The sequence below is a fragment of the Geomonas limicola genome, assembly GCF_014193675.1.
GTDB lineage: Bacteria > Desulfobacterota > Desulfuromonadia > Geobacterales > Geobacteraceae > Geomonas > Geomonas limicola.
This window is the reverse complement of sequence record NZ_BLXZ01000007.1, coordinates 193,250-218,112: the sequence shown is the minus strand read 5'-3', so window position 1 is coordinate 218,112 and position 24,863 is coordinate 193,250. Positions and strand designations below refer to the sequence as shown.

Sequence of the window (24,863 nt, the reverse complement as noted above, 5' to 3'; positions counted from 1 at the left end):
GCGCAACCGGTTTTTTGCAGCCCCGGCCACCGTCGATCCGATCCAGGTAAGCCCCTCAACGGAGGACATGTTTTAACACGGTTTTACTGCCGGCAGATAAGGGGGAGTAAAGCACCTGTCCGACCGGGTTGAACGAACCGGAAAACCGGTCAACGGGGTGCGCCGGCTGTCAGACAAATATCAAACTGCATGGTAGAATTGGGTCCGGCGTTGTCGTTAATGCTTGACGCGCAGGTTAAACAGAAATATACACGTGGAAAAAACGAGGTGAATGAATGGAAGCAACCCGAGAAATCTACTGGAACGTCGGCCACGGTGTTGTCCTTCCTATGTATCTCTTCACCGCAGTCTGTTTTGCCATCTTCGCCTACGGTTTCTACCAGCGTTTTCCCATGTACCGACTGGGTAAAGAGCTGAACCGACTGGATCAACTCCCCAAAAGAATCTACCTGTACCTGCGCGGGGTCTTCACACAGTCCAAAGTGTTGCGCATTCCCGAACCGGGGACCTACCACGGCCTCTTTTTCTGGGGTTTTTTCCTCCTCTTCATAGGTACCCTGCTGATCATGGTCCAGGCCGACTTCAGCGACCCACTCATGGGGATCCGGTTTCTGAAGGGGACCTTCTACAAGGGGTATTCCCTGGTTCTCGACATCGCCGGGATCGTCGCCATCGTCATGTTGGCCGGTTTAGCGGTGCGTCGTTTCGTCAAGCCCCCGGAGGGGCTGGAAACCATAATCGACGACTACCTGATCCACGTGCTGCTCTTCGCCATCCTGGTCACCGGTTTCTTCATCGAGGCGGCTCGCATGGCGGTGACCGAGGTGAAGGTGAACCCGGACCTGGCCCGGTTTTCGCCGATCGGTCTCTTCCTTGCCGGCAGTTTCGCCGGACAGAGCGCAGCGACCGTAGAACAGACGCACCGCATCCTCTGGTGGGTCCACTTTTTCCTGGCCATCAGTTTCATCGCCGCCATTCCCTTCACCAAACTGCGCCACATTTTCACCACCTCCACGAACTACCTCCTGGTGGATTTGAGAACCAAGGGGAGCATCACCACCCTGGACCTCGAGGACGAGAACGCCGAGCAGTTCGGTGTCGCCAAGGTAACGGATCTGGCCTGGAAAGACGTTTTCGACGCCGATGCCTGCACCACCTGCAAACGCTGCCAGGACCGCTGTCCCGCCTACGCCACCGGTAAGCCGCTCTCGCCCATGAAGGTGATCCACCAGGTCGGACACCTGGCGCAAACCGATCCCGCGGGGAGCCTGGTCAAGGAGGTGACCGAGGAGGTGCTCTGGGATTGCACCACCTGCCGTGCCTGCCAGGACATCTGCCCCGCGGATATCGAGCACGTCAACAAGATCCTCGACATGCGGCGCAGTCTGAGCCTCATGGATGGCGCCTTCCCGGGCGACGAGGTGCGCACCGCGATCAACCACCTCGAGGTGAACGGCAATCCCTTCGGATCCGCCTATGCCACCCGCGGCGACTGGACCGCTGGGCTCGACGTCAAGATCATGGCCGAGGACAGCGACGTTGACGTGCTCTACTTCGTCGGCTGCTACGCATCCTTCGACAAACGTAACCGCAACGTCGCGAGAAACTTCGTGACCATCCTGAACGCCGCCGGCATCAAGGTGGGCATCCTCGGCAAGGAAGAGAAGTGCTGCGGCGAACCGCCCCGCAAGTTGGGGAACGAATACCTCTACCAGAGCACCGCCAACGAGAACATCGAGCGGATCCGCCATTACGGCGTGAAGCGGATCGTCACCACCTGTCCGCACTGCTACAACACCCTCCTGCGCGACTACCGCGATCTGGGGCTCGAGAGCGACTTCACCGTCGAGCATCATTCGACCCTGATTCAGGAACTTCTGGAACAGAAGCGGATCGCTCTGAAGCCCGAGTCCTTCCTCTTCACCTACCACGACTCCTGCTACATCGGGCGCTATATGGACATCTTCGACCAGCCGCGCAGCGTCCTGGACGCCTGCGGTGGGAGCCTCGCCGAAATGGAAGCGGCACGCAAGGACAGCTTCTGCTGCGGGGCGGGCGGCGGCCGGATCCTCGCCGAAGAGAAGATCGGCACCAGGATCAACGTGGCGCGGGTCAAGATGGCAAAGGAGGCCGGAGCGCCGCTTCTGGTCTCCAACTGCCCGTTCTGCCTCACCATGTTCGAGGACGGCATAAAGACCGGCGGGCTGGAAGGCGAGATGGCCTCCCGGGACCTGGCCGAGATCGTTGCGGAGCGGCTTGTCTGAACCAAACGTCTCTTGGAGACGAATCCACACACGAGGTGATCTATGGGATCCAACGATGTCTGCAGCTGCGGCGCCAAACACACCGGGCACATCTGTATGCTGAAGAGCAAGGGACTGAATGAGGAAGTAGCGCACCTGACAGAGCACCCGACCGTTGCCTGTTTTACCTGTGGCGTCGAGGCCAACTCCCCGGACAATGTCTGCATGCCGGTCCCCCTTGACTAACCGGGTCGCAGTGGTTAGCTTCTCCGACAACAGCTGAGTCACTGAGGCAACCGGCCGTACCAAAGATGTTGGAAGGAGAAGTTGATGCCCGAATTACCTGAGGTCGAAGTAACCCGCCTCGGCATTACCCCGCACGTCGTCGGCAAATCGGTAGCCGGTGTCCTGGTACACAGCCCCAAACTTCGCGCCATGGTTCCGCCCGAACTCGCGGACCTGCTCACCGGGCAGCACATCGATTCGGTGCAGCGCCGCGGTAAGTACCTGATATTTAACTGCCGCACCGGATCTTTGCTCCTGCACCTCGGCATGACCGGGCACCTGCGCATCCTGCCGGGTGATCGCAGCCCGGGCCCCCACGACCATCTCGATATCCTCTTGAGCTCCGGTGTCATCCTGCGGCTGAACGACGTACGCCGCTTCGGCTCCATTCACTGGACCACCGCGAATCCCCTGCAGCACAAACTGCTGTCCGGCATCGGTCCGGAACCGCTCACCGAAGCCTTCACCGGCCGCTACCTCTTCGAGAGGACCCGGGGGCGCCGCGTTGCCATTCAGAGGTTCATCATGGATGCTTCGGTGGTTGCCGGGGTAGGGAACATCTACGCTGCGGAGTCGCTGTTTCGCTGCGGCCTGCTCCCGACCACGCTGGCCGCGGAGTTGAGCGAACCGGAATGCGAGCGCCTGGCGCGTTGCATCAAGGAGACCCTGGCAACGTCCATCGCCACGGGAAGCACCATGGATTTTGCCCGGGAAGAGGAGAAACTTGCCTACTTCCCGCAACAGCTCTACGTCTACGACCGCTCCGGACAGCCCTGCAGGCGCTGCGGCAACACGGTCCAGCGTGGTCGCCTGGGCACCCGTTCCACCTTTTTCTGCCCGGTCTGCCAGCGCCAGCCCAACTGACGCAGCAGGAGCCGGGAATGGCGCCCGGCGGCCACCTGCCGCGGTCCCTGGCCCGAGAGTACCGGAGACCGCAGCCAGAAGGGACCGCTTCCCGCGCCGCTTTCAGGAGGTTATATGAGTCGCCTGTTCAGTCCGCTCACCCTGCGTGAGCTTACCTTCAAAAACCGCATCTTCGTCTCGCCGATGTGCCAGTACTCCAGCAAAAACGGCATGCCGAGCAACTGGCACCTGGTGCACCTGGGAAGCCGCGCCGTGGGTGGCGCCGCGCTGGTGATGGTCGAAGCGAGCGCCGTCACCCCGCAGGGAAGGATCAGTCCGGACGACAGCGGAATCTGGAGCAGCGAGCATGCCGACGCCTTTGCCCCTATCGCCGCCTTCATCAAGGAGCAGGGAGCCGTTCCGGCTATCCAGTTGGCCCACGCCGGGCGCAAGGCGTCGACGGATCTCCCCTGGAAAGGGGGCGGGCCGCTCGATGCCAAGCACCGCGGCTGGCAGCCTATTGCGCCCAGTGCGATCCCCTTTGCTCCCGGGCACCCGGTCCCCCAGGAGGCTACGGCGCAGGACCTCGAGAATATCCTCGGGCAGTTCGCCCTGGCCGCGCGGCGCAGTGCCGAGGCGGGTTTCGAAGTGGCCGAAGTCCATATGGCGCACGGCTACCTGCTGCACGAATTCCTCTCTCCGCTCACTAACCGGCGCAACGACGAGTTGGGCGGCAGCCTCGAGAACCGGATGCGCTTTCCGCTGCGGGTCGCCAAGGTGGTGCGGGATACCTGGCCCGAGCACCTCCCGGTGTTCGTTCGGATTTCCGCTTCGGATTGGGTGGAAGGGGGGTGGGGGCTGGAAGACTCGCTGGAACTGGCCCGGCACTTGAAGGCGCTCGGCATCGACCTGATCGATTGCTCCAGCGCCGGCCTGGTGGCTGACGCCAAGCTTCCGGTCGGTCCGGGATTCCAGACCCCCTTTGCCAGCGCCATCCGCAAGGAGGCAGGCATTGCGACCGGCGCCGTCGGACTCATCACCGACCCGGCCCAGGCAGAACAGATTGTCGCTACCGGTTTGGCGGACGCCGTGTTTCTGGCTCGCCAACTGTTGCGGGACCCGTACTGGCCGCTGCACGCGGCCAAGGCGCTCAATGTGGACCTGCCTTGGCCGGTGCAGTACGACCGGGCGAAAAAGGGGTAGGGGAGGGGTCAGTCGGCGGCGGCCACGTGGATCGCCACCAGGACGGCTGCGGCACCAGCCCACCAGACCCAGCGGTAGTCGCCGAAATGGACGTCGACGAACTCCTGGAAGGTGAGGCCCGTATGGGTCTTCCGGGGCCGTTCCGGTTCGGCCAACTGCGAGCCGCGTGCTTCGTTGGCCGCGAGCACCGTCGCCTTCTGCAGTGCAACGGGAATCGAGAGATCTACTTCCCGTGCCGGCTGATCCGTGCTAGTCTGGGCGACAGCGGCAGGCAGGGACTCTTTGAGCGGCGCAAGATCCTGGGCGCCGACTGCTGCAGGGCAGAACGACACGAGGCAGAGCAGGACGATCAATCGCTTGAACATGGTTCTTCTCCTTGTGGTACATTGAAATGTCAGTGTGGATACGAAAACAGAGCCAGTAGGGCGCTGCAGTGAAATGTCGTACGAGTATAGCAGCGTTTATTTGACAGTAAACCTTCATAAAGATTTATCAAAGGAGTGAGTATGGAAAGATATCAGACGAGATACGGCACGGTGGTCAACGTGCAAAGCGGCGTGATGCGGGGAGTCTACGGCTGGATGGGTGGCGGGCTGGCTCTGACGGCATTTGCCGCCATGTACGTTGCTTCGTCTCCGGCCCTGCTGCAGGCGATCCTGGGGAACAGGATCCTTATGTACGCACTTCTTTTCGGTGAGTTGGGGCTGGTGATTGCAGTGAGTGCGGCGATCAACCGGATCAGCGCCGCCACGGCGAGCGCTCTCTTCCTGCTCTACGCGGCGCTCAACGGCGTCACCATGTCCACCATCTTCGTGGTCTACACCTCCACCTCGATAGCCTCGACCTTCCTGGTAACGGCCGGGATGTTCGGCGCCATGAGCCTCTACGGCGCGCTCACCAAGAGCGATCTCTCCTCGTGGGGGAGCTTTCTCTTCATGGGGCTTATCGGGGTCGTCATCGCCTCCTTGGTGAACATATTCCTGCACAGCCCGATGATTTCCTGGGTACTCAGCGTATGCGGCGTCATCGTCTTCACCGGGCTTACCGCCTACGACACCCAGCGCATCAAGAGCCAAGGGTACACCGGCCAAAAGGGGGCTATCCTGGGTGCGCTCACCCTGTACCTCGATTTCATCAACATGTTCCTGAGCATGCTGCGCCTCTTCGGAGACCGCAGGTAATAAGCGGCTCCCGGGCAAGAAAAAAGGCCGGCTGGATGTTCCAGTCGGCCTTTTCTGTGTGAGGAAGGAGGCTTAGCGCAACCTGATGCCATCGGGAAGGATCTCGATCACGCCGTCCTTGTAGAGGTTGCCGATGGTGGCCTTGAAGGACTTCTTGCTCATGCGGAACAGTTCCGCGATCCGCTCCGGCGAACTCTTGTCCCCCACGGCGAGAAAGCCCCCGTTGTCCCGCAGGGCGCCCAGCACCGACTCCTTGCCGGCTGCCACGTCCTGTACGCCACCTTTACGCAGCGTAACGTCGATCTTGCCGTCGTCGCGGATCTTGGCAACGTACCCCTTTTCTGTGGCTCCTACCTGGTAGGTACCGAACAACTCGCTTTTAAACAGCAGGCCGGCCCAGCGTCCGTTGATAATCACCTTGGCGCCCAGGTCGCTGAAGTCGTAGAAGAGCAGGTCCACCTCGTCACCGGGTTTGAGACCGGTGGCACGCGGTTCCAGGAATTTGGAGACCTTGGCGGAGGCGGCTATGCGTTCGGAACGGTCCAGGTAAACCCTGACCACATGATCCTCTCCGACCCGCATCGGGCGCACCTGTTCACTGAACGGGACCAGGAGATCCTTTTCCAGCCCCCAATCCAGAAAAGCACCCACCTCATTGGTGTCCTTGACACGCAACAGGGCAAAATCACCCACCTGCGCCTTCGGTTTCAGCGTGGTGGCGAGCAGGCGGTCTTCGGAATCGAGGTAGACAAAGGCCTGGACCTCGGCGCCGGGGTAGACCCCTTCGGGCACATACTTGGTCGGCATCAGGATTTCCCCGTATTCCGACGCGAGATAGATGCCGATCGCGCTTAGTTTCTTCACTTCCAGAATATTTACTCTTCCAACTTGAAGCATGTGCAGGTTCTCTCCAGTCAACACCGTGATCTCTGACAGGTGGTAAGATACATCTTACTTTAGTTCCTTTTTAAAATTGGCGAAAAGCAACTAGTAAAATCGGATTTATCTTACCGACTAATATCCGTTTTTACAAATCCTTTTATGGTACAGTAGCCGTTATATTTTGTTGGGTCGAACTTCTTTCTGGATCAATTAAGACATTTCCAATCTAAAAGCATTTCCACAGGAGCCGGACTGTGGCTTTTGTCAGTCTCAAAACTAAAATAACCGTGGCCGTGTCGGTACTGGCGGCAGTTCTCCTGTCGATGCTCGCCCTCTCGGCGCAGGTATATTTCGGGAACCAGGTCACCTCCCTCATCTCAAATCAGCAAGATACCCTGCTGACAGCCCTTGGGAACCAGATCGACGACAAGCTCGGCGCTGCGAAGTCGGAGGTGCGGGGTGCCGCCAACACCCTCGGGCCCGTGCTCGGGCAGGGGCGCGCACGGCTCTCGCGTTTTTTCAGCGAACGTCCCGACACCCTCGCCCTGTTCGACAACGGGATCTTCCTGTTCTCGCCGCAGGGGAGGCTTCTTTATACCACGGCGCCGGAAGCGGTCCTGTACGACAAAAACTACTCCGGGGAGGACTTCTTCAGGCAGGCGAGCGTTACCCGCACCCCGCTGGTCTCCGAGCCTTTCCTTTCTGCGCAGTACCATCGCCACCCTATCGTCATGGTCACCGCGCCGGTCCTCGACCCCAACGGGGCGTTGCTGGGGGTACTCGCCGGCAGTCTCGACCTTACCCGGAACAACTTCCTCTCCACCTTGACATCGATCCGCCTGGGGCAGCACGGTTACCTGTACCTCTTCAACACCCAGCGCACCATGATCATGCACCCCGACAAGGAGCGACTGCTCAAAAGAGATGTGCCGCCCGGGGCGAACCCGCTCTTCGACCGGGCCCTTGCCGGCTATGAGGGTACCGGAACCACGGTAACTTCTCGCAACCATAAGGTAGTAAGCGGGTTCAAGCGGCTCAGAACCAACGGCTGGATCCTGGCGAGCCACGTTCCCTGGGCCGAATCCGGTGGCCTGGCACAAGGCGCGCGCCATTATCTCCTGTGGGCCCTGCTGGTCATTTTCCTGATCACTTTCGTTGTGGTGTGGGTGTCGATGAAGCACCTTACCGGGCCGCTTTTGAGCTTTACCCGCCAAGTCAGGGAAATGAGTGGCCCGGGGAAAGGGCACTTTCGAGTCAGCATCCAGACCGGCGACGAGATAGGTGTATTGGCCGATGCCTTCAATCAGCTGCTCGGTGAGTTGGACGCACGGAAGACGGCGATAGAAAAACAGCTCGAATTTTCTCAGGTGCTCATCGACAGCATCCCGATCCCGGTCTACTACCAGGATGTAGAAGGACGCTACCTCGGGTGCAACAAGGCGTTCGAGGCGGTTGCCGGTGCGGCCAAACGTCAGCTCATCGGCAGGAGCGAACCCGACCCGGCACTGCCTCGCCTCCCGCTCTGCGACCGGGATCTCGAGAAGACCTCGCCACCCGGCAGCCACACCGCAGTCTGCGAGAGCGAGGTGGTCTACGCCGATGGCAGGCGGCATAACGTCATCATCTTCCAGACCGCCTTCCCGGCTGCAGATGGCAGCCGAGGGGGGATCGTCGCAGCTTTGCTGGATATCACCGATCTCAAGGGAGCCCAGGAAGCCCACGATAAAGCCATGCGCAAGCTGCAGTTGATCCTCGATGCTGCCGGGGAAGGGATTTACGGGATCGACTTGGCCGGCAACATCACCTTTGCCAATCCGGCTGCCGGCAATATGACGGGTTGGCCGGAGGAAACGCTCCTCGGCAAGCACCATTCGCTGGTGCACCACGGCTCGGCAGCGGCGTCACACTGCCTGGCCTCCGGATGCCCGCTGCACCAGGCGCTCAACGAGGGGCTCACCTGCCAGGCTGCGGACTACCTTTTCTGGCGCCAGGATAGCACCAGTTTCCCCGTCGAGTACATCAGTACCCCGATCCTTGAGAACGGTACCCTGGTGGGTGCCGTCGTTATCTTCAAGGACACCACCGAGCGCAAACAGACCGAGGCACAGCTGACCAGGTTGTCGCAAGCGGTCATGCAGAGTCCGGTGCCGATCGTCATCACCGAAACCTCCGGCTGCATCGAGTTCGTGAACCCCATGTTTACCGCCCTGAGCGGGTACACGCCCGAGGAAATCCTGGGCGGGAACACCAACAGGTTGCGTTCGGGCAAGACGCGGCTCGAGGTGTACCAGAGCCTGTGGAACACCATACAATCGGGGAGCGTCTGGACTGGCGACCTGCAGAACCGGCACAAGTGCGGGGATCTCTACTGGGTGCACTGCACGATCTCCCCGATCAGGGATCGAGCAGGTGCCATTACGCACTACATGGCGTTCATGGAGAGCATGACGGAGCGCCGGCAACTCGAGGAACAGTTGCGCCAGGCCCAGAAGATGGAGGCGATCGGACAGCTGGCAGGCGGTGTCGCGCACGACTTCAACAACATACTTACCGTCATCATGGGATTTGGACAGCTGTTGCAGCACTCCTTGAGTGGCGACCCCGTAAAATCTGGAAATCTCAAGCAGATTCTCGATGCCGCCAACCGCGCCTCGCATCTGACCAGCAGCCTTTTGGCCTTCAGCCGCAAGCAAGTCATGCTTCTGGAGCTGGTGGAACTGAATGGACTGGCCCGCAATCACACGAAATTTTTATCCCGGATCATCGGCGAAGATGTAAAACTCGAGACCGAACTGGGTACGGAGCGCCTGGTTGTCAACGCCGACGCCGGCCAGATCGAGCAGGTGCTGATGAACCTGGCAGCCAACGCGCGGGACGCCATGCCCAACGGCGGTCGACTGCGCATATCCACCGACTCGGTACATCTGGATCAGGAATTCTGCCGGCAGCACGGTTATGGTGTCGTCGGGCGCTACGCCTTGATCACGATCAGTGATACCGGAACCGGGATGGACCCCGAGGTACAGGAAAAGATTTTCGAACCGTTCTATACCACCAAGCCATCCGGGCGCGGCACCGGTCTCGGGTTGTCCATTGTGTACGGCATTATCAAGCAGCATGGCGGTTACATCACGATCGACAGCACCTGTGGCCTCGGGACGACCTTCAAGATCTACCTGCCGCTGACCGGAACCGAAGCAGGGGAGGGGGGGAGCCCCGGCTCGTCAGCTGCGCCGCGAGGCGGGAAAGAGACCATCCTCGTTGTCGAAGACGATCCCATGGTGCGCAACATGGTCGACTCGGTATTGCAGAGCTATGGATATACCGTGGTACTCGCCGAGAATGGCGAAGCCGCGATAAAGATCTTCGAGAACAGCTGGCAGGACATCTCGCTCGCGCTTCTGGACGTGGTGATGCCGGGAATGAACGGAAGACAGGTCTGTGAGGCGCTTAGAGCTCTGAAGCCGCAACTTAAAGTTCTCTTTTTGACAGGCTACACGGCAGATGTTATTAAGGACAGGGGCATTTTGGTAGATGGTATTGACCTGCTGCCGAAACCTGCCCAATCTGACGTGCTGGCCAAGAAGATCCGCGACATGCTGGATGCCCGCTAGTACCAGGAGTCGCTGCCTGGTCCAGAAATCATCGCATCCATTCCCCCGTCGATGTTTGCGCCTGCCGGCTTGTAAATCTCATTAGAATTTCCATGGAGGTTCCGCGATGATCATCGAGGAGATGACGATGCCCGAGTTCGAGGCAGGTCTGGCGAGGTGCAAAACGGCGTATATTCCTTTTGGTTCCGTCGAAGAGCACGGCTCTCATCTGCCGTTGTCCACGGACACCATCGAAGCCTACGAGGTCGGCAAGCGCGCCGCGCGCCAGATCCCGCTGTTCGTCGCACCGCCAGTCCATTATGGATCCTGCCGATCCACGGCGTGTCATCCCGGGACCATCAGCATCGGTACGGCAACCCTGAAGGCGCTTCTTAAGGACATCGTGCGTTCGCTGCACGCACATGGCGTGGAAAATTTCGTGGTCTTGACCGGGCATGCCGGCGGTTCTCACCGAATGGCACTCCAGGATGCCGGCGAAGAACTGCTTTCAGAGCTTCCTGGCGTCAACATCGCAGTGGTCACCGAGTTCGATCTTGCCAAGGATCTGGGAGCGCACCTCATCGAGACCCGGGGCGACGCCCATGCCGGCGAAATCGAAACCTCTCGAATCATGCACTCGCATCCGCACCTGGTCAAAGGAACGGCTCCCGAAGAGTACCCCCGTTTTCCCACCGGGATACTGGTTCGCGACAAGAGAAGCTTCTGGCCCGGAGGGGTTTGGGGAAACCCGGCCAAGGCGAGCGCCGAGAAAGGAGAAAAAATCGAAGGACTCGTCGCCGAACGGGTCGTTGAGCTGGTAAAGGCCCTGGAAAGCCGGCGCTGGTAAAAGTCGGCAAAATTGCCTAAAAAAACGGCTTACAAATTTGCCCTTTAAACGGGACTTTTCCCTTCGGCCCAGGGGTAGGTATGGGGTGCTTTTTAAGCTGTGCTGATATCATTGGGTAATCAGCCATTTTAGACTTGTCCCACCAGTCGGGTAAGTCCGTGTCGTGTGGCTCCTGCAGAAGAGGGTGGTCAGTCTTCTTGCCTGTTACTGCGATTAGCCCTGCAGCATCAGGAAGCCAACCCGGCAGCAGCACCCCGAACGGATCGGTTATTGTGAGCGGGGGCAAAGACCTTCCCGTGGTGCTTCAGGAGACGTACCAGAAAGGCGGGTACCCTGAAGTTGTGGGGTGGGATAATGGGAATGGCGCATTCCCACCAGAACCGACGCTCGTCACTCAGCACTCATGCCAGCGTGGTGATGCCAGGTGGATATCGGCAGGTGTCTAATGCCGAATCCTGATATCGTACTTGACATAATATATCTTCTCCCGAAGGTTCTGGGCGCAGGTTGCTATTATTGCTAGTTTTATTCTTCATTTTTCACGTCCCAGTTTTCTTCGGTGACTGATCATAATCTCGATCTCTTGACAGGTTATTGGTTGACCTTCCCCGATGTGGTATTTTTTGGTTTCCCTTATTGCCTCGCGCTTCGCCATCCCTGATTTGATCAGGTGGTCATACTTCTTCAGAATACGGTTGCAGTAGGCGAGGGACTCCTGGAGCCTTTTTTCTCTTTCGACAGGGTCCTGTGCTCTCGCCTGAGCCTTCTTAACACGATTCTGAGTTTCTACCCACCGGACAAGGGAAAGTCCACTCTCCAAAAGATTCCTGATCATGGGGAAAATTTCTTCAGGAACAGACATTGTAAATTGGGTACGCCCGCCTGTATGCTCAACAGACAGCACCGAAAGCACTGCTTCCTCTGCAGTTGCAGCTTCTGAGGAGTGACGGGCGACCGCGGTTGTCATCTCTTTCCCGACTTCCGAGCAGCAGCATCTTTTTTCAGTTCGGCCAGAGTGTTTACGACCTCAGCATTTACCGCTTCCTCGTCATAGGCCATAATGGCTTCTTGTTCTTCGCTTTCCGCTCTTTCAGCTTCTTCTTTTGCCTTCTTGTACTCCAGCAACAGCGACGAAATTTCGCCCAAGCCGCGTTCGATGCAGATGCGGGTTATAACGGCTTGGGAAACACCTCCAATCTCAGAAAATTGCTGAAGAAGGCTCTTTGCTTTTGGTGAAATGCGGGTCGTGATCCCGACAACCCCGTCATCTTCTGGGCCGAATTTCAGCCCAGTATGACCTGTCATAGAACTAACTAAAAGTCCAATAATTCCGTTACCTAAGTCTATCTTAGAAAGATCAATCTTCATCTGAAGCCTCCATGATTCATCAGTGAATTTCCCATAAATTATTGTCGATATACAGCTAATTTCTTTATGAGTCAACCAAAAAGGTAGGTGGGATGCTGGCTGCCCACAGGCAAAGGAGCCAGAGCACGCGAAAGCAGGCCGACGTGCGCGCCACAGGGCGCTCGGCCTTCGCATTGGCTCTTGCCTATGGACAGGCACTGATATACAGTAACGCCCAGAAATAAATGATGTGGAGGACTTAAGGATGGAAGAAAAAATAATTAAATCGCCTGAAGATCTGCATCGACTAGCTTCAACGTTTAGCAGTGGGCACCCTATCTTTAGGGGGGTAAGCGATGCGACATTCCAATTAATATCGCGTTTTGGACGCAGCATTATCACCAATCGAGAAATACGTAAATCTAACCCCTCACTTACGTATGTTGTTCATTCCGGTAAAGAAAAAGCGGTGCTAAAGGCTTTTAAACGATTATCAGCACCCTATATCAATTACGAGCCCAAAAATGAATGGGAATGGCTTGCTACTGCTCAACATCATGGTTTACCTACTAGGATGATGGATTGGACAACTAATCCTCTTGTCGCTGCTTATTTCGCGACCGCCTACACACCAGTGAATAAATCCGATGCCGCTATTTATACTTTTCATGATCACTATGACATTCCTGACGCCACAGTTGATAAGTCTCCATTCGACTTAACATCTCCTGTTATTTATAGACCTAGACATACGACCCAGAGAATAGCTGCCCAGTCAGGGCTTTTTATTGTCCAACCGAAGGCTGATGAACCCTTTTCAAAGGAAGGAATCCAAAAGTGGGTAATTAAAGAAAAATGCTGTGTTGAAATAAGAATAATGCTTAAAAGATATGGAATAACGCATAACTCAATGTTTCCTGGCCTAGATGGAATCGCAAAATCACTAGTATTTGACTACGGACTCTAATTTTATCCAAGTTAGAAGGGAACTAGAAAACGCTCGAGCTGCCAGAAGATAGGAGCTGCGCAAGGCAGGGTATATGAGGTTGGTCGTTTACGCGCGGAGGACTTCCAAGGTGACCTTTTAAGTAGCTTTTCATGATGTCGGCAAAGCGTACGAACAATAAATATTGAGGCCCGGAAACCTTCTTTAGTTATCTCACCAGTGCTAGGATTCACTACATCTGAGCTGTTAAAGGCAGCATCAATTTCTTCCGTTGAAATCTCCTGGGCAGGTGGAACGATTCCCCGAGAGTTTCCCCAGAAACGACCGACACCTGAGAACCCCACTGGGACAGCTTTCTGGTGTTCTTTATCTAAATACTTGCAGAGATATGCACCGCTTCCCATTTCCCATGCTATGAAATTATTGGGATGCTGATGAAACCTAAGGAGTTCGGGGCTGTCAGGCTCCGCGATTTTGTGCCATTTCTCAGCCATGAATCCTTGCAGATTGGGCGTGGTGTGGGGAAGTGAAAGAAACAGGTGAAAGTGTGCAGTGCCTCGCGTCTGAAACTCCAAAATCCAAAGGTAACGCACCTCAGGGTATTTTCTGCGTAGTGATGTTAGAAAAGTGTTCAGATGCGCTTTAACGGTCCGTCCCTCAGGTTGCCTGTTGTGGTAGGTAAGAGCAAATTGACTTACGAGCTCGGGAAAGGCATTGGAGGCAGTGAACCTTAGCCGTCGCTTTGAAGCAGCAGAGAATGAACTGATTTCACTACGATCAGCGCCGATGGGCACCTGACTATCCCTCTTGAACTCCCTTTCTAGCTTTACCACACGGGGCCAGATATGGAGAGCCTTTACGGGGTTTCCTCTCCTTGCCTGTTGAGATATGCACTTATTAACAAGCGGAGAAGCCTCCCCCCCAACGCTGGGCGCCGGGGGGGAGGGGATGCCTGATCGTTGATGCCCGCTTGACGTGGGGCCAGATTTGGGATAATTTCGCATGTGTCGCACCTTTCTTTTCCCGGCCAGGGGAGGGAGGTAGATTTTCAAAGGGTTTCCGGTTGCCGCCGGGGACCCTTTCGTTTTTGAATCCAGTGGCTACAAAGGGCTCACGTAACCTTCCTTTTCTGCCACTCTTTACCGCCATCGAACTGTCTCCATTTCCTGCCCTTGAGGTGGGAGGGCCACTTACCAGTGTTCTGGTAAAAAAGCATCTCCCGTAGCAGAGCTATTCCTGCGTTGCGACCGCCATTTGTGTTGTTATGGAATGTGTCGAAAATGTCATCTAGCGACACAGATGATTTCTTTCTGGTTGCCATCTCTAATCCCTCCTTGCACTTTTTCTTAGACGTCCAGCTTCCCTCACAATCAGTTCAATCGTGGCGCAAGTGTAATGGCAGCCACCTCTGTTTAGATGGTCGCGGCACTTCCGAATTGCCTGTTGAGAAGTAATCCCTGTTGCAAAGAAAGAGTCATATGTCCGGATGACACTATTCCGGACGCGTTTGGAATCGTCCTTAAGACATTGCTGGTAGTCCTGAGATTCTGCCTTGGCTAAAGCTTTTTGGACGCGAACACGGGTTTGGATGTAGCGGGAGATTGAGATTGTGGAGGTAAGGAAATCCTGAAAGGGTTTAAGAAGAGCTTCTGGGATAGCGAGGGTAAGATAGGCGATACCCTCCCTGTATTCGATTGCCTCTACAGAGTAAGGTTCGCATAAACTGTCAAGTTCAACTTTACATAATATATCTTATGGGACGTATCGGGTAAGAAGCGGGATGGGGAGCTGCAGGAAAATCGGAACCTCGGCCAAATCCCTTTACACGGTGTTTCTGTCATGCCATTATCGGCGGTCAACGGTTCACCTTCGATCTAGAGCTGAGTAATGTCGCCCTCTTGGTATCTGTGGTTCATCCGGGCGTGCCACGCGTGTTGGCTTTGGTTACTGCCCAAGATGGTCGTATCAGACTTTCGCGTCGCAACGTACCCATCACGGCGAAATTACCTGCGCTCTCTATCCGATTTTTTGAAGCCCCCTACCTGATTCAACTTCCGGTGCATAGATGAAAAGACTCCTCGGCAAACTCGACCCCAAGGCAATCAGCTCGGAGCAGCGCCCCATGCTCCGTTTCCTGGTAATCCTTACCGCTGCCTCCTCCATCGGCCTCCAGGGCTATACCATCCTCTTTAACAACTTTGCCGCCGAAATGGTTCACCTTGACGGCAGCAAAGTCGGAATAATTCAATCAATACGGGAGGTTCCAGGACTTTTAACCCTGCTTTTGGTCTTTGTCCTGCTCCTGGTGCGCGAACACAAGCTTGCGGCCCTCTCGGTGGCTCTGCTGGGCCTTGGCACTGGCATCACCGGGCTGTTTCCCAGCTACGAATGGCTCATCTGCACGACCATCATCATGAGCTTTGGGTTTCACTACTACGAGAGCACCAACCAGTCGCTAACCCTGCAATACTTTTCCACCGCGTTGTCCCCTCTCGTCTTTGGCAGATTGCGGGCTCTCGGAGCACTATCCAGCGTGGCGGCTGGTTTACTGGTCTATGTACTCGGAGCGTTTGCACAATATCGCGAGATGTACCTGGTCATAGGAAGCCTCGTGCTGGCTGCAGGACTGTGGGGACTCTTCCAAAATCCCACCCATGCCGGCGTAATCCCTCAAAAGAAGAAGATGTTCCTGCGCAGGAAGTACTTCCTCTTTTACCTTTTGACCTTTCTCTCCGGAGCTCGTCGGCAGATCTTCGTCGTCTTCTCCATTCTTCTCCTGGTGCAGGTCTTTCACTTTTCCGTTCGTGACATGACGCTGCTCTTTGTCGTGAACAACATCGTGGGCTACCTGCTCAACTCGGTAATCGGCAAAGCGATCAACCGTTTCGGTGAGCGTTTCATCTCCTCCATCGAGTACACCGGTGTCATCGTGGTCTTCCTGGTCTATGCTTTCAGCACCTCCAAAAACGTGGTGATGTTCATGTACATCATCGACAACATCCTTTACAATTTCGATGTTTCCATTCGCACCTACTTCCAGAAAGTTGCCGATCCTGCAGATATCGCCTCGTCGATGTCCGTAGGTTTCACCATAAATCACATTGCGGCGGTATTTCTCCCGGCCCTTGGCGGATATTTCTGGATGATCGACTACCGCATTCCCTTTGTTGCGGGCAGCATCCTGGGTGTCGTATCGTTAATCACAGCGCAGTGGATGCGTGTGCCTCAGGAAACTGCCAATTCCGCTGCTGCCGCCAAGCTAAATGTAGCTCCCGAGCCAGACTAAGGAGGTTGTCATGTTCAAAAGGATCGACCACATAGAGATAATCCCCGGCGATTTCGATAAATCCCTCGCCTTCTACACCGACGTCCTCGGCTTTGTCCTTAAACAGCGCATGCCGGTGAACCATGCACCGATGGAGGAAATCGCCTATCTGAAACTGGGAGATACCGTGCTGGAGTTGATGCGGGTTCCGACCGCTGCGTGTGCTACCTCTGAACCGTGGAGCGTCGGCTACCGGATGATGGCACTTCAGGTGGAGAACATGGCGGAGGCGTTGGAACATCTTGAATTGCAGGGGGTCCCGGTGACCTGGGGCCCCATCGACCTGGGCGACTCCGTTCGGGCTGAAATTCGCGATATCGATGGACTCTCGATCGAGTTGAGACAGTGGAAGTGAGGCGAGGACGTGGGAAGGTTTGACGAGCTGGCGATCCAGGACCAGAAATAGCAAAGGGGACTAAGAACCTGGAAGCATGTGCTTCAACCAGTCCCTAGCCCCCAATCCCTCATTCCTGCAGTTACCCCTACCCTATTTGAAGGTCTTCAGGATGTAATCCGCAATGGCTTTCGCCTCTTTCTGCGGCAGGGTCTTCTCGTCGAACTTGGTCATCCCCGGGCCCGGGTTGCGCATCTTGGCAATGATGTCCTTGTCGGTCTTGATACCGTGTGCAGCCAGGGACTTCTTGCTCAGGGTCTTGTCGGCTTTCATGATGTTGCCGCCCTTGGGATGGCAAGCGCCGCAGTGCTTATCGAATTCTGCCTTTGCATCTTCCTTTGCGAAACCCGGTGCGGCAAATACAGTAAGCGACAACATAGCTGCGGTGGCGATAAGAACCTTTTTCATGCTAATCCTCCTTGTGGTCAGGTAAGTAGTACGTACCTGTCGATTGAGACAAAGTACGGCGGAGAAAGAGTAGTCTAGATTTTTCTTTTGTCAATGACACGGGAAGCTTTTCCTTCCGCACGCGGCAGGCTGTTCGGCTCAACCAGCTTAACCACAGCTCCCACCCCCAGCACCGAATCTATCTTCTTCTCGACCTTGTCCAGGAAGGCCTTCTGCATCTTCATTTCGTCGAAGAAGATGTTCTCGGTCACCTCGATTCTCACCTCCAAGGTATCCAGGGCCCCCTGCCGGTCGACCACCAGCTGGTAGTGCGGCTCGCACCCTTCTACCGCGAACAGCACGTCCTCGATCTGCGAGGGATAGACGTTGACCCCCTTGATGATGAGCATGTCGTCGGAGCGTCCCATGGTCTTCTTCATCCGGACCGTGGTCCTGCCGCAGGCGCAAGGGGCAAAATCGAGCGAGGTGATGTCGCGGGTGCGGTAGCGCACCATCGGGAAGGCTTCCTTGGTAAGCGAGGTCAGCACCAGTTCGCCGACGCTCCCCGGCGGCAGGGTCACGCCGGTGTCAGGGTCGATGATCTCGGCGATGAAGGCATCCTCCGAGATGTGCATGCCGCATTTGTGGCCGCACTCCCCCGCCACCCCCGGTCCGATCACCTCGGAAAGCCCGTAGTTGTCGGTGGCCGAGATGCCGAGACGGTTCTCGATCTCGCGGCGCATCGACTCGGACCAGGGCTCGCCGCCGAACAGGCCGACCTTGAGCGACAGGCTTTTGGGATCGATCCCCATCTTCTCCATACGCTCGGCGATGGTTACCGCGTAGCTGGGAGTCGAGACCAGCGCCGTGGTCTTGTAATCCTGCATGATCATGATCTGTTTTTCGGTATTGCCGGCCCCCATCGGGATGACCGAGGCGCCGATCAATTCGGAACCGTAGTGCAGGCCGAAGGCGCCGGTGAAAAGGCCGTAGCCGAAGGCGATCTGGACGACGTCGTCGCTGTTGACCCCGGCGCCGGTCATGAAGCGCGCCACCAGGTTGGACCAGACCTTGATGTCGTGCTTGGTGTAGCCGACGACGGTCGGTTTCCCGGTGGTACCGCTCGAGGAGTGGATGCGCACGACCTCGCGCAGCGGCACGGCGAACATGCCGTAGGGATAGTTGAGGCGCAGATCCTCTTTGGTGGTAAAGGGGAGCTTGGAGAGGTCGGCAAGCGACTGAACGTCTTCCGGTACGATTCCCTGTTCCTTGAACTTGGTGCGGTAGCAGGTGACGTTTTTATAGACGCGATTCAAGGTTGCCTGGAGTCGCTCCAACTGGAGCTGCTCGATCTCCTCGCGCGGCATGCATTCGTATTCAGGATCAAAAATCTGCATAGGTTCTCCTACCTTTCCCAGATCTCTTTCTTGTCACGTCCCAGGTAGGCACGCTGTACGTCCTTATTTTCAAGCAGTTCGGCTGCCTTTCCTTCGAGTATTACCTTGCCGGTTTCCAGCACGTAGCCGCGGTCGGCGATCTTGAGGGCCGCACGGGCGTTCTGCTCGACCAAGAGGATGGTGGTCCCCTCCTCGCTGCGCAAGCGCTGGATGACCTTGAAAATATCCTGCACGACCAACGGCGCGAGTCCCATGGAAGGCTCGTCCAAAAGGAGCAACTTGGGTCGCGCCATGAGCGCCCGCCCGATGGCCAGCATCTGCTGCTCACCGCCGGAAAGGGTACCGGCCGCCTGGCGCCGGCGCTCCTTGAGCCGGGGAAACACCTGGAACATGCGCTCCAGGTCGCCGGCTATCTCCTCTTTCTGGCCGCCGCTGCGGTAGCGCAGATAGGCGCCCAATTCGAGGTTCTCTTCCACGGTGAGCGGGTTGAACACCTGGCGCCCCTCGGGGACCTGGGAAAGGCCGAGCGAAACGACACGGTCCGCCGCCAGCCCGACGATCCCCTTCCCTTCCAGGAGGATCTCGCCGCCGGCTGCCGGAATGATCCCGGAAAGCGTGTTCAAAAGGGTCGTTTTGCCGGCGCCGTTGGCCCCGATGAGCGTAACGATCTCCCCGCGATTGAGGTGCAGGGAGACGTTCTTCAGGGCGTGAACCTTGCCATAATAGGCGTTGATGTTCTTGATCTTCAGCATAGTGTCGTCAGTTCCTGTGGCTCCCCTGCCCTGCTACTCCTCGCCAAGATAAGCCGTGATCACCGCCTGGTTTTCCTGGATCTCGCGCGGCGTTCCCTCGGCGAGCATGGTCCCCAGGTTCAGCACTACCAGCGCGTCGCAGATGTCCATCACCAGGTCCATGTCGTGCTCCACCAACGCGACGGTCACTCCGCGGTCCCGGATCCGCTTTATCAGTTCGGCAAGTTCCGCCGTCTCCCGGCTGTTCAACCCGGCCGCAGGCTCATCCATGAGGAGCAACTTGGGCTCCAGGGCCATGGCGCGGGCGATTTCGAGAAGTCTTCCCTTGCCGAAAGAAAGCGTCCCCGCCTCGACATCGGCAAGCTCGGTTATCCCGGCAAACTCCAGCCATTCGAGAGCTTTCTCGCGTATCCGGCGCTCCTCGCTCATCTGCCAGGGCATGCGGAAAGAACAGGCGAAAAGACCGCTGGAGCTCTGGGTGTGCAGGCCCACCATGACGTTCTCCAGCACGGTCATCTTGCCGAAGAGTTCGATGTTCTGGAAGGTGCGCACCAGCCCCAGCCGTGCGCGACGCTCGGGAGGAAACTGCGATATGTCGGTCCCCTCGAGGAGCACCTTCCCCTCGGAAGGGGGATAGATCCCGGTGGCAATGTTGAAGAGCGTAGTCTTGCCGGCGCCGTTGGGACCGATGATGCCGGTGATAGAGCCCTTGGTCACCGAGAATTCGATCCCCTGCAGCGCGGTAAGTCCGCCGAAGCGCTTGCCGATCCCCTCGAGTCTAAGCATTGCCGCTCCTTGCCGGCACCAGGCGCCGCACCAGTGCCGGAATGCCGCGCACCATCCCGCCGGGAAGGTAGATCGTCATGCAGACCAACAACAGGCCGTACACCACGATGTCGTAGTCCTGGAAGGTGCGCAGCAGTTCGGGGAGCAGGGTCAAGAGAAGCGCGCCCAGGATCGAGCCATATACGCTTCCCAACCCGCCGATCACCACCATGGTCAGCAGTTCCACCGAGATGTTGAAACCGAACGAGGTGGGGGAGATAAAGGTCATCACGTGGCAGTAGAGGCTGCCGGCAATGGCGGAGATGAACGCGGACAGGGTGAAGATCTGGACCTTCATGAGCCGGGCGTTCACTCCCATGACCCGGGCGGCGACCTCGGAGTCGTGGATGGCGCGCAGACCGCGGCCGTAGCGCGAGTTGACCAGGTTGAGGCAGAGCAGGATGACCACCAGGGCGAAACTCCAGACCAGGTAGTAGTTCTTGAGGTCGGAGTCGAAGCTGAAGCCCGCGATGGAAAGGTTGGGAATCCCGGAGAGGCCGGAGGGACCGCCGGTCAGGTCGATGGTCTCGTTGAAGGCGATATGGGCGATTACGCCGACGCCGAGGGTCGCCATGGCGAGGTAATGCCCTTTGAGGCGCAGCACGGGGAAGCCGATGGCAAAGGCGAAGCCGGCAACGACCAGCGCCACGAGGACCATGGAGAGCCAGGGGTCGAGCGCGTACTTGGTGGTGAGGACCCCGGAGCCGTAGGCGCCCAGGCCGAAGAAGGCCGCCTGGCCCAGCGAGATCTGGCCGGCGTAGCCCAACAGCAGATTGAGCCCGAGCGCGAGCATGCTGTTGATCCCGACGAAGATGAGCACGTTGGTGAGGTACCCCTTGGCGAGCGGCAAAGGAAGCACCAGGACCACCAGGCAGAAAATCAGGAATTTGAGTTTATCGGATTTCATGCAACCCCAGAGAGCCAAAAAATCAGTTCTACGTATCATGTTCCAGGTTCTACGGTAGCTTCTGAAAACTACGGTCCAGGTCCCGGTTTCTTGCTAACTAACAGCAGCCGATGGAACTGCACCTGAGGAGCTCCACCTTGTTCAACCCGGAACGTAGTACTAAGAACCTGGAACGGCCGTTGTTACACCCTCTCCGTCTCGCCTTTCTTGAAGAGACCTTGGGGGCGCAGAAACAGGATGAGCAGCAGAATCAAAAAGGCGATGGCGTCCTTGTACCCGGAGGAAATAAGGCCCGCGCCCAGCGATTCCAGGGTCCCCAGGATGAGCCCGCCGAGGACCGTCCCTAAACCGCTCCCCATGCCACCCATGATGGCCGCACAGAACCCCTTGAGTCCCAGCATGACGCCGACGTCATAGGCGGTCATGGTGAGCGGCGCGATGATGACGCCTGCCAGGGAGCCCAGGGCGGAACTGATGACAAACGACAAGAGCACCATGCGCCCGACGCTGATCCCGACCAGGTTGGCGGCCTTGCGGTTGAAGGAACAGGCCCGCATCGCCTTGCCGCTTATGGTGTGGTGGAAGAAGATCCGGCACCCGACGATCACCAGCACCGTGACACCGAAGATCCAGAGGTGCTGCGGCAGCAAGGTGGCACCGGCAATCTCGAGCGGAGTGTTGCCGGAGAAAGGGGGCAACACCTGGGTGTCCTTGCCCCACAAGAGCATCACCACGCCGCGGATCAGGATGCTGGCGCCGATGGTGATGATGATGAGGCTCAACGGGGTAGCGTTTTTCAGGGGACGGATGGCAAGGCGCTCGAAGGCCAACCCGACCGCCGTCGTTGCCACTACGGCGACAACGATGGCGAGCAGGATGGGAAGTTTCAAGACGTTGAGCGCGAAGATGGTGAAGACCCCGCCCAGCATGACGAACTCACCCTGGGCAAAGTTGATGATGCCGGTGGAGTTGAAGATGATGGCGAAGCTCAGGCCGATCAGGGCGTAGATGGCCCCCGTGGCAAGCCCCGAAATCACGAACTGCGTTATCTGGTTGAGAAGCTCCATGGGACCCTATTTCACCAGCGCCCAGTCTTTTTTCTTCACCTCGACCAGCACGAAGGCGTCCTTGGTAAGGCCGGCGTGGTCGTGGGACGAGTAGCTGAAGACACCACCGATGCCGGCAAAGCCGTGGGTGGCCTCCAGCTGGTTACGAATCCCGTCGGGGGTGTCCCCTCCCCTTTCAATGGCCCCCTTCAAGAGCATGACGGCATCCCAGGCGTGGCCGCCGAAGTGGTCGCCTTCTGCCCTGTAATGGCGCTGGTAGTCCTTCACGAAGGCGAGCAGCGAGGCCTTCTGCTTGTCGCTTTTGGGAAGCAGGTCGGCAACCAGGACCTTGCCGGAGGGGAGCCGGATCCCTTCGGCGGCATCGCCTGCCAGATCGATGAACTTCTTGGAGGAGACGCCGTGGCTCATGTAGAGCGGCAGGGTAAGCCCGAGCTGCTTGGCGTTACGCGCGATCACCGCCGGCCCGGGGTTGGTTCCCCAGCAGATGACAGCCTGGGCCTTCGAGCCGCGTATCTTGGTGAGCTGGGCCGTCATGTCGGTGTCCTTGGGGCCGTAGGTGTCGTCAGCGACGATCTCGATCCCGTAGTGGGATGCCTGGCCCTTCAGCTGCTCACGACCGGAAGAACCGAAGGAATCGGACACGGTCAAAATGGCGACCTTGGACTTGTGCTCCTTTTTGAGCTGTTCATAGATGCGCGCCACGGCAAGGGTGTCGTTCTGCGCGGTCTTGAACACGTACTTCTTGACCGGTTCGGTGATCTTGATCCCCGCGGAGCAGGAGACCATCGGGATGTGCGCCTTCTCCACGACCGGGATCACCGCCATGGTGTCGCCGGTGGTGCTGGGGCCGACGATGGCGACCACGTTGTCGTTCTTGATGAGCTTGTTGGCAAGCTGCACGGCTTTGGTGGCGTCCCCGCCGGTATCGTAGACGATGAGCTCGAGCTTGCGCCCCTTGATGCCGCCGGCCTTGTTGATCTCGTCGACGACCATCTGGGCGGCGTTACGCTCGGGTTCTCCGAGGAAGGAGGCGGGGCCGGTTACGGCAAAGAGAGCGCCAATTTTGATCGGAGCTGCTGCCAGGGCCGCAGAGGCAAAGCTCAGCAGGGCAGCGATCGCCAGTGCAGCAGAAATCAGACGTTTCATCGGTTCCTCCTTGAAGACCAACAATTAATGTAACAGTGCCCAGTCGCCCTTCTGGATGCGCACCATCTCGAAGGCGGAGAGGTCGAGGCCGTTGTGATCGGCCGGGGTGATGTTGAAGACACCGGAGATGCCGACCATTTTCCCGTTTTTCTCGATGCCGTCGCGGATCTGCGCAGGGGTGACTGCCCCCTTCTTCAACGCCCCCGCAACCAGCTGGAAGCCGTCATAGGCGTAACCACCGAAGGTGGAAGCCTCCACGCCGTAGGCCTTTTTGTAGCTATCGGCGTACTCTTTCAGGAGCTTCGCCTGCGGATCGTTCTTCTTCAGAAGGTGGTAGACCGCCAGTTTCCCCGCAGGAAGTACGGTTCCTTCCGCAGCGTCGGGGCCGGCCAGTTCGATGAACTTCTTGGAAGCCACACCGTGGCTCTGGTAGACCTGCACCTTGAGACCCAGTTGCTGCACGTTACGGGTGATGACCGCCGGGCCGGGATTGGTCCCCCAGCAGATGATCGCGTCCGGCTTGGCCGCCTTGATCTTGTAGAGCTGCGGGGTCATGTCGCTGTCCTTCGGGGAGTACACCTCGTCGGCCACGATCTTGAAGCCACGCTTGCCCGCCATCTGTTTCAACTGCTCACGTCCCGAAGCACCGAAGGAATCGGAAACGGTCAAGAGGGCTAAGTTCTTCTGTTTCAGCTTCTCGGCCTGGAGCAGGATCTTCTCGGCGGCCACGTGGTCGTTGGCGGGGGTCTTGAAGACCCATTTTTTCACCGGTTCGGTGATCTTGATGCCGGCTGCGCAGGAGATGAGCGGCACCTGCTCTTTCTCTGCGATGGGGAGCACGGCCATGGTCTCGCCGGTGGTACTGGGGCCGATGATGGCAACCACGTGGTCGTTCTTGATCAGCTTGTTGGCAAGCTGCACGGCCTTGGTGACATCGCCGCCGGTATCGTAGGAGACCAGCTCGATCCTGGCACCCTTGATCCCACCCTTGGCGTTCACCTCCTTCACCAGGAGTTCCAGGGTGTTCTTCTCCGGCTCACCCAGGAAGGCAGCAGGACCGGTTACCGCGAAAAGGGCGCCGATTTTGATGGGACCTGCAGCACAGGCAGGACCGGCAACGCACAGCACAATGACACTGATCAGCCAAAGACACTTTTTCAAAAATACCCCCTGGTACAGCCAGTAAAATGAGCAATCCGGAGCTGGAAGAAAAAAGTGGAGCTTGACGACGGTACCTTGCGGGCGCCTGCTGACATGACAGTTACCACAATTCAAAGACCACATGCCCTTCAG

General features: G+C 57.7%; 24 protein-coding genes. 10 read left to right on the top strand and 14 right to left on the bottom strand.

Translation table 11 applies throughout. The features are described 5' to 3' along the window. The first annotated feature begins 275 nt into the window (after positions 1-275). From H7688_RS17415 to H7688_RS17400, 4 genes are all read left to right on the top strand, one after another. A complete protein-coding gene (locus H7688_RS17415; protein ID WP_183362469.1) occupies positions 276-2,264 on the top strand; it encodes a heterodisulfide reductase-related iron-sulfur binding cluster in 1,989 nt (662 codons plus the stop codon). A 42-nt stretch (positions 2,265-2,306) separates the two neighbouring features. Further along, entirely contained in the window at positions 2,307-2,489 is a 183-nt protein-coding gene (locus tag H7688_RS17410) for a hypothetical protein (RefSeq protein ID WP_183362468.1), read from the top strand. Positions 2,490-2,573: 84 nt separating this feature from the next. Continuing rightward, positions 2,574-3,392, top strand: a complete 819-nt coding sequence (gene mutM, locus H7688_RS17405) for a bifunctional DNA-formamidopyrimidine glycosylase/DNA-(apurinic or apyrimidinic site) lyase (protein WP_183362467.1) — start codon at positions 2,574-2,576, stop codon at positions 3,390-3,392. Between the two features lie 114 nt (positions 3,393-3,506). Next, positions 3,507-4,574: an NADH:flavin oxidoreductase/NADH oxidase gene (locus H7688_RS17400; RefSeq protein WP_183362466.1), complete on the top strand. Its 1,068-nt coding sequence runs from the start codon at positions 3,507-3,509 to the stop codon at positions 4,572-4,574. A gap of 8 nt (positions 4,575-4,582) precedes the next feature. Here H7688_RS17400 and H7688_RS17395 read toward each other — a convergent pair whose 3' ends face one another. Next, positions 4,583-4,939 carry a hypothetical protein gene (locus tag H7688_RS17395; protein ID WP_183362465.1) on the bottom strand — a complete coding sequence of 119 codons (357 nt, stop codon included), beginning with the start codon at positions 4,937-4,939 and terminating at the stop codon, positions 4,583-4,585. A gap of 141 nt (positions 4,940-5,080) precedes the next feature. Between H7688_RS17395 and H7688_RS17390 the strand changes: the two genes are divergently transcribed. Next, a complete protein-coding gene (locus H7688_RS17390) occupies positions 5,081-5,755 on the top strand; it encodes a Bax inhibitor-1/YccA family protein (protein WP_183362464.1) in 675 nt (224 codons plus the stop codon). A gap of 72 nt (positions 5,756-5,827) precedes the next feature. Here the strand turns inward: H7688_RS17390 and H7688_RS17385 are convergent, their stop codons facing one another. Continuing rightward, positions 5,828-6,652, bottom strand: coding sequence for a CvfB family protein (locus H7688_RS17385; RefSeq protein WP_183362463.1), 825 nt, complete (start codon positions 6,650-6,652; stop codon positions 5,828-5,830). 239 nt (positions 6,653-6,891) lie between these two features. On the opposite strand from H7688_RS17385, the gene H7688_RS17380 reads away from it, so the two are divergent. Together H7688_RS17380 and H7688_RS17375 are read left to right on the top strand one after the other, a co-directional pair. After that, the gene (locus H7688_RS17380; RefSeq protein WP_183362462.1) at positions 6,892-10,251 is read left to right on the top strand and encodes a PAS domain S-box protein; all 3,360 of its coding nucleotides are present in this window, start codon (positions 6,892-6,894) and stop codon (positions 10,249-10,251) included. A gap of 106 nt (positions 10,252-10,357) precedes the next feature. Continuing rightward, positions 10,358-11,077 (top strand): creatininase family protein, encoded by a 720-nt coding sequence (locus tag H7688_RS17375; RefSeq protein WP_183362461.1) that lies wholly within the window; start codon positions 10,358-10,360, stop codon positions 11,075-11,077. A 532-nt stretch (positions 11,078-11,609) separates the two neighbouring features. Here the strand turns inward: H7688_RS17375 and H7688_RS17370 are convergent. Both H7688_RS17370 and H7688_RS17365 read right to left on the bottom strand, forming a co-directional pair. Beyond that, positions 11,610-12,044, bottom strand: coding sequence for a hypothetical protein (locus H7688_RS17370; RefSeq protein ID WP_183362460.1), 435 nt, complete (start codon positions 12,042-12,044; stop codon positions 11,610-11,612). Then, positions 12,041-12,445, bottom strand: coding sequence for a hypothetical protein (locus H7688_RS17365; protein WP_183362459.1), 405 nt, complete (start codon positions 12,443-12,445; stop codon positions 12,041-12,043). The genes H7688_RS17370 and H7688_RS17365 overlap by 4 nt, the downstream gene beginning before the upstream one ends. A 244-nt stretch (positions 12,446-12,689) precedes the next feature. On the opposite strand from H7688_RS17365, the gene H7688_RS17360 reads away from it, so the two are divergent. After that, entirely contained in the window at positions 12,690-13,391 is a 702-nt protein-coding gene (locus tag H7688_RS17360) for an FRG domain-containing protein (RefSeq protein ID WP_183362458.1), read from the top strand. An 11-nt stretch (positions 13,392-13,402) separates the two neighbouring features. Here H7688_RS17360 and H7688_RS17355 read toward each other — a convergent pair whose 3' ends face one another. Both H7688_RS17355 and H7688_RS17350 read right to left on the bottom strand, forming a co-directional pair. Further along, positions 13,403-14,164 carry a rolling circle replication-associated protein gene (locus H7688_RS17355; RefSeq protein ID WP_183362457.1) on the bottom strand — a complete coding sequence of 254 codons (762 nt, stop codon included), beginning with the start codon at positions 14,162-14,164 and terminating at the stop codon, positions 13,403-13,405. A 317-nt stretch (positions 14,165-14,481) separates the two neighbouring features. Beyond that, positions 14,482-14,691 carry a hypothetical protein gene (locus H7688_RS17350; RefSeq protein ID WP_183362456.1) on the bottom strand — a complete coding sequence of 70 codons (210 nt, stop codon included), beginning with the start codon at positions 14,689-14,691 and terminating at the stop codon, positions 14,482-14,484. A gap of 744 nt (positions 14,692-15,435) precedes the next feature. Between H7688_RS17350 and H7688_RS17345 the strand changes: the two genes are divergently transcribed. Continuing rightward, the gene (locus H7688_RS17345; RefSeq protein ID WP_183362455.1) at positions 15,436-16,656 is read left to right on the top strand and encodes an MFS transporter; all 1,221 of its coding nucleotides are present in this window, start codon (positions 15,436-15,438) and stop codon (positions 16,654-16,656) included. A gap of 10 nt (positions 16,657-16,666) precedes the next feature. After that, entirely contained in the window at positions 16,667-17,050 is a 384-nt protein-coding gene (locus tag H7688_RS17340) for a VOC family protein (RefSeq protein WP_183362454.1), read from the top strand. A 132-nt stretch (positions 17,051-17,182) separates the two neighbouring features. On the opposite strand, the gene H7688_RS17335 is transcribed toward H7688_RS17340, so the two are convergent. The 8 genes from H7688_RS17335 to H7688_RS17300 form a co-directional block, all read right to left on the bottom strand. Then, positions 17,183-17,497: a c-type cytochrome gene (locus H7688_RS17335; protein WP_183362453.1), complete on the bottom strand. Its 315-nt coding sequence runs from the start codon at positions 17,495-17,497 to the stop codon at positions 17,183-17,185. A 74-nt stretch (positions 17,498-17,571) separates the two neighbouring features. After that, a complete protein-coding gene (locus tag H7688_RS17330) occupies positions 17,572-18,873 on the bottom strand; it encodes a phenylacetate--CoA ligase family protein (RefSeq protein WP_183362452.1) in 1,302 nt (433 codons plus the stop codon). 8 nt (positions 18,874-18,881) lie between these two features. Further along, complete coding sequence (locus H7688_RS17325; RefSeq protein ID WP_183362451.1) at positions 18,882-19,625, bottom strand: ABC transporter ATP-binding protein; 744 nt, start codon at positions 19,623-19,625, stop codon at positions 18,882-18,884. 33 nt (positions 19,626-19,658) lie between these two features. Next, the gene (locus H7688_RS17320) at positions 19,659-20,411 is read right to left on the bottom strand and encodes an ABC transporter ATP-binding protein (protein ID WP_183362450.1); all 753 of its coding nucleotides are present in this window, start codon (positions 20,409-20,411) and stop codon (positions 19,659-19,661) included. Further along, a complete protein-coding gene (locus tag H7688_RS17315; RefSeq protein ID WP_183362449.1) occupies positions 20,404-21,357 on the bottom strand; it encodes a branched-chain amino acid ABC transporter permease in 954 nt (317 codons plus the stop codon). The genes H7688_RS17320 and H7688_RS17315 overlap by 8 nt, the downstream gene beginning before the upstream one ends. 182 nt (positions 21,358-21,539) lie before the next feature. Further along, positions 21,540-22,424 carry a branched-chain amino acid ABC transporter permease gene (locus H7688_RS17310; RefSeq protein WP_183362448.1) on the bottom strand — a complete coding sequence of 295 codons (885 nt, stop codon included), beginning with the start codon at positions 22,422-22,424 and terminating at the stop codon, positions 21,540-21,542. A gap of 6 nt (positions 22,425-22,430) precedes the next feature. Then, a complete protein-coding gene (locus H7688_RS17305) occupies positions 22,431-23,570 on the bottom strand; it encodes an ABC transporter substrate-binding protein (RefSeq protein WP_183362447.1) in 1,140 nt (379 codons plus the stop codon). 24 nt (positions 23,571-23,594) lie between these two features. Next, on the bottom strand, positions 23,595-24,731 hold the full coding sequence (locus H7688_RS17300; RefSeq protein ID WP_183362446.1) for an ABC transporter substrate-binding protein: 1,137 nt from the start codon (positions 24,729-24,731) through the stop codon (positions 23,595-23,597). Positions 24,732-24,863: the final 132 nt, after the last annotated feature.

What these genes read in the sequence shown, in the direction of transcription:
- H7688_RS17310 (WP_183362448.1), bottom strand. Translation starts at nt 22,424, where the DNA reads ATGGAGCTTCTCAACCAGATAACGCAGTTCGTGATTTCGGGGCTTGCC.
- H7688_RS17320 (WP_183362450.1), bottom strand. Translation starts at nt 20,411, where the DNA reads ATGCTTAGACTCGAGGGGATCGGCAAGCGCTTCGGCGGACTTACCGCG.
- H7688_RS17400 (WP_183362466.1), top strand. Translation starts at nt 3,507, where the DNA reads ATGAGTCGCCTGTTCAGTCCGCTCACCCTGCGTGAGCTTACCTTCAAA.
- H7688_RS17345 (WP_183362455.1), top strand. Translation starts at nt 15,436, where the DNA reads ATGAAAAGACTCCTCGGCAAACTCGACCCCAAGGCAATCAGCTCGGAG.
- H7688_RS17395 (WP_183362465.1), bottom strand. Translation starts at nt 4,939, where the DNA reads ATGTTCAAGCGATTGATCGTCCTGCTCTGCCTCGTGTCGTTCTGCCCT.
- H7688_RS17385 (WP_183362463.1), bottom strand. Translation starts at nt 6,652, where the DNA reads ATGCTTCAAGTTGGAAGAGTAAATATTCTGGAAGTGAAGAAACTAAGC.
- H7688_RS17390 (WP_183362464.1), top strand. Translation starts at nt 5,081, where the DNA reads ATGGAAAGATATCAGACGAGATACGGCACGGTGGTCAACGTGCAAAGC.
- H7688_RS17335 (WP_183362453.1), bottom strand. Translation starts at nt 17,497, where the DNA reads ATGAAAAAGGTTCTTATCGCCACCGCAGCTATGTTGTCGCTTACTGTA.
- H7688_RS17305 (WP_183362447.1), bottom strand. Translation starts at nt 23,570, where the DNA reads ATGAAACGTCTGATTTCTGCTGCACTGGCGATCGCTGCCCTGCTGAGC.
- H7688_RS17350 (WP_183362456.1), bottom strand. Translation starts at nt 14,691, where the DNA reads ATGGCAACCAGAAAGAAATCATCTGTGTCGCTAGATGACATTTTCGAC.
- H7688_RS17370 (WP_183362460.1), bottom strand. Translation starts at nt 12,044, where the DNA reads ATGACAACCGCGGTCGCCCGTCACTCCTCAGAAGCTGCAACTGCAGAG.
- H7688_RS17325 (WP_183362451.1), bottom strand. Translation starts at nt 19,625, where the DNA reads ATGCTGAAGATCAAGAACATCAACGCCTATTATGGCAAGGTTCACGCC.
- H7688_RS17315 (WP_183362449.1), bottom strand. Translation starts at nt 21,357, where the DNA reads ATGAAATCCGATAAACTCAAATTCCTGATTTTCTGCCTGGTGGTCCTG.
- H7688_RS17415 (WP_183362469.1), top strand. Translation starts at nt 276, where the DNA reads ATGGAAGCAACCCGAGAAATCTACTGGAACGTCGGCCACGGTGTTGTC.
- H7688_RS17410 (WP_183362468.1), top strand. Translation starts at nt 2,307, where the DNA reads ATGGGATCCAACGATGTCTGCAGCTGCGGCGCCAAACACACCGGGCAC.
- H7688_RS17330 (WP_183362452.1), bottom strand. Translation starts at nt 18,873, where the DNA reads ATGCAGATTTTTGATCCTGAATACGAATGCATGCCGCGCGAGGAGATC.
- H7688_RS17340 (WP_183362454.1), top strand. Translation starts at nt 16,667, where the DNA reads ATGTTCAAAAGGATCGACCACATAGAGATAATCCCCGGCGATTTCGAT.
- H7688_RS17360 (WP_183362458.1), top strand. Translation starts at nt 12,690, where the DNA reads ATGGAAGAAAAAATAATTAAATCGCCTGAAGATCTGCATCGACTAGCT.
- H7688_RS17365 (WP_183362459.1), bottom strand. Translation starts at nt 12,445, where the DNA reads ATGAAGATTGATCTTTCTAAGATAGACTTAGGTAACGGAATTATTGGA.
- H7688_RS17375 (WP_183362461.1), top strand. Translation starts at nt 10,358, where the DNA reads ATGATCATCGAGGAGATGACGATGCCCGAGTTCGAGGCAGGTCTGGCG.
- mutM (WP_183362467.1), top strand. Translation starts at nt 2,574, where the DNA reads ATGCCCGAATTACCTGAGGTCGAAGTAACCCGCCTCGGCATTACCCCG.